Raw genomic sequence first — 6,985 nt, 5'->3', positions numbered from 1 at the left:
GCCCGATCTGCTGGCAAGAACGGGAAGGAGACGTCTGCCGCAACCGGCTGTGCAATGGCCAAGAAGGCGAAGTCTTCATCGAGCGGATTGAGGCCATAACCCTCTTTGTCGACCCGCTTCCTCAAATCGTGCACCGGTACAAGTACGAAAACAAGTACGGCTGGGCTCAAATCTTTGCCCGCCTCCTCATTGGCCATCTCGAAAACCACTGGAACCTTGCAGACGTCGACTTGATCGTGGCCAACCCGTCAGGTTCCGATCGAGACCACATAGCCCGAGTCCTGAAGTCCGCGCGGGTCCAGGATTTCTTGGATTGTGCTCTTCGGCTGTTGCGCCCAGAGCTTATTGACGGGAAACAGATCGTGATCTACGACGACATTTGCACGACTGGCCTACAACTCAACGCTGTCGCCCGACTACTTCGGGAATGGGGAGCCGAGTCAGTCTGCGGAATCGTTCTGGCCCGCCAACCCTGGGGCGGATCATGATGCCTTGGCGAAAGCCCGGGGATCGGTCTGGCTCTTGGCTGAAGCAGCTACCCAGGCTAGATGCAAGAGAAATGACGCTTGATTAGCTGGTCAATGTGCATGGTTGACAGCAGATCATTCAGTTCTACTCCTCTACAGGAAACGGCAGTTTTCCCGTTTCCGCAGGTGGTGGGTGGTTGCAATTGTCGGCGATGAAGCTGCTCCCACATTTGATCCCACCTGCGCAGAGGGTCTTGGCCAATGCGAGGAATGTGCGCTATTGGTACCCGCGGCCTAGGTGCATGACCAGCCAACGGGGAAACTCCAAGTGAATCAACCACGACAGCCCCTCCCAGAAGTGGAAGGTGTGGCGGACCATAAACACTGTCAGATTTCAGGTTCCTCGGTCGGTAGGGCAGTTTGGTTAACCCCTCTCCCTGGCCGTCGGCTCCAACAGACTCTTTGCTCCTTGCCCGTCTGGCAATATGCTGCTTCCGCCGTGCGAGGTCGAGCCTGATTGACCGATACGCGGCGAGAATGATCAACAAACCCCAAACCAGAGCGGGGATCGCCTGATGTTGGAACATCAGTTCCCGGCATGCTTCTCCAGCCGGTCCCGCTCGCGCTGGTCGTGCCGCAAGACAGCCTCGGCAACCTCTCGGCTCTGCCGTTTCTTGCGTCCGCTCGGCGTTGATATCCTAGCCTTGTTGAGGAGCCAGCGGGTATCCGCCACGTCGCGGCCCTTATCCAGATAAACGCTGGCAGCGACATCGTCCAGGTGTTTCTTTGCCAATGGTGTCCCCCCTGTTCGCCCTCTTGACGGACAACATAACCTGACCTCGCTGGAGCCTACGAACGCAAAGCCTCCGGCAGCGGGCGATCGACAGCGTCCGCCGCGGCGTTCGTGGCGAGCCCGCAGGCACAGACCGATGGGACTGGCCCGCGGGCGATTCGATCCTCCTGACCTTCGTCTACTCGGGAGAGCGCCCTCCAGGATCGGATCTCTTCCTATTGTCTGACGCAGCGTTTCCGCGCTTCGTCTAGGACGATCCGGGGAATCTCCCATGCTCCTGCGTTAGCCCTCTGCGTACTCCCATCCCATGTCAGACTTCGCGTGTCCTAACAGGAGAGTAACGAGGGCTCGAATTCTGTTTGCGTTGCGGCGAGTCAAAAGCAGTCCAGGGAAGCTGCTTGCAGGGATTAGTCTCGCTGGGTGCTTTAGCGAATCGGCTTGCCCCGGGTCCATGTAAGGGGATCTTTGCCTGAGGAAGGTGTGCGGTGACTCTCGCCGATCCCGGTTTGGTGCAGGAGAAGGCATGGGAGTTCGCCAGCGCAGTCGAGGCGAGTTGGACCGCCTACAGCCGTGGGCAATGGGATGAGGACGGGAGGGCTGTGGCAAGGATTCGAGGGCTGCTCCCGCTGCTGCGTGAAGTTGCGGAAAGGGTGCACCCCGAAATAGTCCCCGACTTACACGAGCCCGACTACACGGAAGTGGGCACTGATGTGGATGGCAATCCGGCAAACCCTGTGGGCGCAGTTTCTCCGCCTAGAAGACCTAGCCCGCACGCGACTCCAAGAGTTTGAAGGCTCCGCTGGCGACCCGCCTGACTGGATCAGACCAGGACTACCTGGAGCAAGCCCGCACAGCGGCAGGATTCACCACGTGAGGCGAAATCCCATGCGAGTTCGGCATGCGGGTGACCACACATGCCTCGACCTCACCCCGCGATATCCAAAGCCAATCCCAGCGGCACCTGGTGTACCAGGCCGCGGCCCAGGCCGCCCGCCGCTCCACGGTTCGGCCGGCGACCGCCCTCACTATCAGCCTCCAGCATCATTCCGGCCCGGTCATCGGCCCATGATCTGGGTGTCGCCGCTTGCCTGCCCGATTCGGAGCACTTCGACGGCGAATGGCGACGGGTCGTCCTCGTCGACGAGCAGGTAGGCCCGCCGCTTGGCGCGGGTGAGGGCGACGTAGAAGAGCCGGCGCTCTTCGGCGAAGGGCATCTCTTGTTTGCTGGAGCGGACAGCTCCGAGGACCGGGTCGTCGGCAATGTCGGACGGGAACGCGTCGCGCCCTGAGGTCAGGCCGATGACGACTGCGTAGTCGGCCTCGAGTCCCTTGGCCGAGTGGATTGTCGAGAAGCTGACGGTTGCCCTGCTGGGCTGCAGGCGCTGTTGGTACTCCGCCCATTTCCCCTGCCGGGCCAAAAGCAGGACGGTCGCCCCGCTGGTGCGGCCGCGGCGGGCGATGTCGCTGTCGATGTCCGCGGCGACTACTTCCATCGCCCGCTCCAGCGACAGGGATGGCCTGGCGGCCCGGGTTGAACGACGGCGGCTGCGCCGACTGGCCGGCCGGTAGTGGACGGCGACTATGCCGGGCGGGTCCTCAGGCTGGGAGGCCTCGACGTTCTTGGGGATCTGATCGGGGTTGGCGTTCACGAACTCGGATGCGACCCTCGCGATGGACGGGGTGTAGCGGAACGAGACGTCCAGTTTGGTGGTGGCCGCGGTGCCGAACCATTGTTCGAACTGGTCGGTCATGATCGGGAGGTCGCTGCCGCCGAACCGGTAGATGGACTGCCAGTCGTCGCCGACTGCGAACACCCGACACCCCGGAGAGGACCGCTGGAGCGCGGCGAGCATCTCGGCCCTGGACCGGGTGATGTCCTGGAATTCGTCGACGAGGATGTACTTGTATCTAGAGTTGAAGTCGCCCTGATCGATTTCCTTGATGGCGAGGTTGCACATGTCCGCATAGTCGATCGATTCCGTTTCCTGCAGTTCCCTCTGGTATTCGTCGGCGAGCCTCTCGAAGATCGGTAGGAACAGGGAGAGCCGGTCGCGCAGGCTGCTGTCGGCGTCCGGGGCAATGGGGATCGCTAAGGGGTCCATGCCGGCGTTCTTGGCCAGCTCCAAGAACCTCGCGCACACTGCGGCGGCCTCGCGCACATACCTGCCGATGGTCTCCGCGGCTTCGCCTCGCCGCGGGTCCCAGTCGGGGGCCTTGCGGGGGAGGCCGGCGAGCTGGGCGGAGAGCGCCTGCTGCCAGGTCTGCTCTTGGAACTGGAAGCTGAAGGTGCGCAGCATGATCGTCCCGTTCGCCTTGTGGACGTCCTCCTTCCACGCCATGTGCCGCAGGTAGTCGGCCGCGTCGACGCCGGGCCGAGTGTTCTTCTGCCGGTCGATTCCGAAATGCTCGAGGTACACCCCCTCGGCGAGGGTCCAGTCCGGGTTGTAGGAGATGGTGAGATCCTCCGCGTACCGCTTCTCGTATTCCGCCCGGTAGCCGTTGAGGTGGAGCCAATCGGAGACGCTCTGCTCCTGCCTGGACCTCACAATCCACCCCTGAAGAGTGGGAAAGTCGCCGGGCTCGTCGAAACGGGAGATGAGGCCCTTGCCTCCGAACGTCGTGGCAAAGCCCAGCGCGGCCTGGCGGGTCCGGGGATCGTCGAGAAGGCGGTTCAACCGATTGGCGACCCAGTTCCGCAGATTGTCGCCTCGGGCCAAAACGGAGACTTCGGGGCCGACTTCGAATCGCTGTTTCGCGATCTGATAGCCCTTGGAGTGAAACGTGCGGACCTCGGGGGCGGGCCCGCCGCAGATGGCGGCTATGCGCTGATTGAGCTCTGAGGCCGCTGATTTGTTGTAGGCCAACACCAGGATCTCATGGGGCTTTGCGAGGCCCGACCTGAGCAGATAGCGGACCTTGGCTGTCACCACCGAGGTCTTGCCCATCCCGGCGCCGGCCACTACCAGCACGGCGTCCTCGTCGACGACCGCCGATAGGCGTTGCCCCTCAGTGAGCAGACGGCCCTCCATCTCGTCGAATAGGGCCTCATAGGACTGGAGGTTGATTTCGCACGCCTGATGGTTCCGCCGCTGCCGCTCCGCATCGATGCCCGCCAACAGTCTGTCGGCGGCCCGTCCGACGTCTCCGGAGTCGAAGCTGAACTCCAGCTGCAGCACCGGCTCGCGCAGCTCCCGCCACCTGGCCCCCTGAGGCTCCGCCAACGCAGCCCGCAGGTCCGACGCTGACACGAACTTGTCAGCCGCGAAACCCGCCAGGACCCTCTCGAGCGCCAGTCGGCCCTGCTGCTCCCATGCCCGCAGATTGTGTCGGCGCCATCGCGCGAAGCACCGGTCGGCCAGCCCGCCGACCTCAGCTGGAACCCGCGCGCTGCCCAGCAGGCTCGCCAGCCGATACCAGCCAGGCCGATAGTAGGAGCGGGCCGGGCGGTCCGAATCAGACATGAGGCATGCGATGTCAGCCCGCGAAATGAACTCGCCCGTACGCTCAGCGAAAAACAGCTCCTCTGAACGCAGCTGACGCCCGACAGCTTCCCGATCCCAGCCCCGGCCCGCGACCGCTCGGACAGCCGACACGGACAGCGCCACCGCCAACGCCCCGAATATCGCCAAGATCACCACCACTCGCTACCCCGCCGCTTCCCGCACAGAAGTCTCGAGCGCGAGACTACGGGCCCCAGCCCGCCTCTTAAGAATCGGTTCCTCTCATTGAGGTATCTCAGTGATCGAATACCGCGTCGCCGTCTGGTTTACCGCACGGTCGTATGGGATTGCGCGATAGGTGGGCAAGAAGCGGGTCCCCGGCAACCGGCACGACAATTGACTGCAGCCCAAACTCGCTGGGCTCGGGAACCAACGCTGCCGCCCGCCACCTAGGCCTCCGACGGCACCGGTGGAACCGTTGTCGGCGCCCGGGCCTCCGGCGCTCCGTGGGAGTCAGGTCACATATACAGCCCAGCCCTCCATCATCGGGCGGCGGTGGCCGAGGAGGTCGGTCCGCTTGTAGGCGCCCTCCACGCCGCCGACGGCGTGGGCCAGGCACGCTTCCGCCACCTCGCGGGCCAAGCCGGTGTCGGCGCACCAGTCCCGGAAGCTGCTCCGGAACCCGTGGGGGACGGCGCCCAATACGAGCATCCTCGCCAGCTTCGACATCGTCGCGTCGGACTGCTACCTGCCGGCGCAAAACACCAATCCGTCCCCGCGGCAGGGCGCCTAGGAAGTACAGCAATCGGTCGATCCCGGCGCGACCGCACCGCCGAACCTCGCCGGCGTGCGCCCCGCAGCGCGCCGCCCTCTGCCGAATACCGAGAACAAGACTCGGCGGGGTCTCACACCGAGCCAGAGCGACTTTAGGCCCTCGTACTGGCTGAATCCGGTTTGAACGGCATGCACCGCCCACCGTCCGCTGGAGTGGCCTTCACGCTCAAGGCGTCCGGTCGGGTCACGGCCGCTGCTGGTCGCGATGCAGCCGAATAGAGCCGGCTGCATCCAAATGCGGGGTGCAATCCGTAATAGGAGCAGTGAAGTCCAACAATCGGAGGATCCCCATGTCCAGAAAAATATTGTCGCTGCTGGCGGCTTTGCTGGCACTGTCGCTGATCGCTGCGGCGTGCGGCAATGACGACGACGCAGAATCTACCGACGCCGGCACAAGTGCTGCTCAGAGCGAACCGGAGCCCGCAGAGGAGATGGCCGAGGAGGCTGAGGTTGCGGGGACGGTTGTGGAGGTTGCTGTGGAGTCGGGTGCCTTCCCGACTCTGGTGGCCGCGGTGCAGGCGGCCGGTTTGGTGGAGACTTTGAGCGGGCCCGGCCCGTTCACGGTGTTCGCCCCCACTGAGGAGGCGTTCGCCGCGGCGCTGGCCGCGTTGGGCATGACCGCGCAAGAGCTGCTGGGCGACACAGAGCTGTTGGGCGCGGTGCTCGCCTACCACGTGCTGCCGGTGGCCGCTCCCGCCGAGGTGGTCGTCACGTTGGACGGCCAGAGCGTCGCCACTGTCGGAGGCGCTGAGGTTTCGATCGCCGTCGACGGAGACACGGTGATGGTCAACGACGCCACCGTGGTGACCGCCGACATCGAGGCGTCCAACGGCATCATCCACGTCATCGACACCGTCCTCATACCACCCGCCGCACCGCAACCGGAACCGGCCGAAGAGCCCGCAGAGGAGATGGCCGAGGAGGCTGAGGTTGCGGGGACGGTTGTGGAGGTTGAGGTTGCGGGGACGGTTGTGGAGGTTGAAGTTGCGGGGACGGTTGTGGAGGTTGCTGTGGAGTCGGGTGCCTTCCCGACTCTGGTGGCCGCGGTGCAGGCGGCCGGTTTGGTGGAGACTTTGAGCGGGCCCGGCCCGTTCACGGTGTTCGCCCCCACTGAGGAGGCGTTCGCCGCGGCGCTGGCCGCGTTGGGCATGACCGCGCAAGAGCTGCTGGGCGACACAGAGCTGTTGGGCGCGGTGCTCGCCTACCACGTGCTGCCGGTGGCCGCTCCCGCCGAGGTGGTCGTCACGTTGGACGGCCAGAGCGTCGCCACTGTCGGAGGCGCTGAGGTTTCGATCGCCGTCGACGGAGACACGGTGATGGTCAACGACGCCACCGTGGTGACCGCCGACATCGAGGCGTCCAACGGCATCATCCACGTCATCGACACCGTCCTCATACCACCCTCGTCGTAGAAGGGCTTTGGTCTCGGCGGGCGGATGGCCGTCCCCCTC

General features: G+C 64.4%; 6 protein-coding genes. 3 read left to right on the top strand and 3 right to left on the bottom strand.

Going from position 1 to position 6,985, the window contains the following annotated elements; genetic code table 11:
* Positions 1-488 (top strand): ComF family protein (locus tag ACOGXH_RS01260; protein ID WP_419927299.1); only part of this gene is annotated, 488 nt, incomplete at its 5' end.
* Positions 489-1,053: 565 nt separating this feature from the next.
* Here the strand turns inward: ACOGXH_RS01260 and ACOGXH_RS01255 are convergent.
* Positions 1,054-1,260, bottom strand: coding sequence for a hypothetical protein (locus ACOGXH_RS01255; protein WP_419927298.1), 207 nt, complete (start codon positions 1,258-1,260; stop codon positions 1,054-1,056).
* Positions 1,261-2,158: 898 nt separating this feature from the next.
* Here ACOGXH_RS01255 and ACOGXH_RS01250 point away from each other — a divergent pair.
* The gene (locus ACOGXH_RS01250) at positions 2,159-2,329 is read left to right on the top strand and encodes a hypothetical protein (RefSeq protein ID WP_419927297.1); all 171 of its coding nucleotides are present in this window, start codon (positions 2,159-2,161) and stop codon (positions 2,327-2,329) included.
* Here the strand turns inward: ACOGXH_RS01250 and ACOGXH_RS01245 are convergent.
* Together ACOGXH_RS01245 and ACOGXH_RS01240 are read right to left on the bottom strand one after the other, a co-directional pair.
* Complete coding sequence (locus ACOGXH_RS01245; protein ID WP_419927296.1) at positions 2,316-4,901, bottom strand: UvrD-helicase domain-containing protein; 2,586 nt, start codon at positions 4,899-4,901, stop codon at positions 2,316-2,318. The genes ACOGXH_RS01250 and ACOGXH_RS01245 overlap by 14 nt on opposite strands.
* 312 nt (positions 4,902-5,213) lie before the next feature.
* Entirely contained in the window at positions 5,214-5,429 is a 216-nt protein-coding gene (locus ACOGXH_RS01240) for a hypothetical protein (protein ID WP_419927295.1), read from the bottom strand.
* 395 nt (positions 5,430-5,824) lie between these two features.
* Here ACOGXH_RS01240 and ACOGXH_RS01235 point away from each other — a divergent pair, with 395 nt between their 5' ends.
* The gene (locus ACOGXH_RS01235) at positions 5,825-6,946 is read left to right on the top strand and encodes a fasciclin domain-containing protein (RefSeq protein WP_419927294.1); all 1,122 of its coding nucleotides are present in this window, start codon (positions 5,825-5,827) and stop codon (positions 6,944-6,946) included.
* The last annotated feature ends 39 nt before the right edge of the window (positions 6,947-6,985 follow it).

Source organism: Candidatus Poriferisocius sp. (assembly GCF_965208355.1).
Taxonomy (GTDB): Bacteria; Actinomycetota; Acidimicrobiia; order Acidimicrobiales; family Bin134; genus Poriferisocius.
This window is presented reverse-complemented; position numbering and strand designations above follow the sequence as displayed.

Excerpts from the sequence above, each read along its gene's own strand:
- ACOGXH_RS01250 (WP_419927297.1), top strand. The coding sequence starts at position 2,159 with ATGCGGGTGACCACACATGCCTCGACCTCACCCCGCGATATCCAAAGC.
- ACOGXH_RS01235 (WP_419927294.1), top strand. The coding sequence starts at position 5,825 with ATGTCCAGAAAAATATTGTCGCTGCTGGCGGCTTTGCTGGCACTGTCG.
- ACOGXH_RS01240 (WP_419927295.1), bottom strand. The coding sequence starts at position 5,429 with ATGTCGAAGCTGGCGAGGATGCTCGTATTGGGCGCCGTCCCCCACGGG.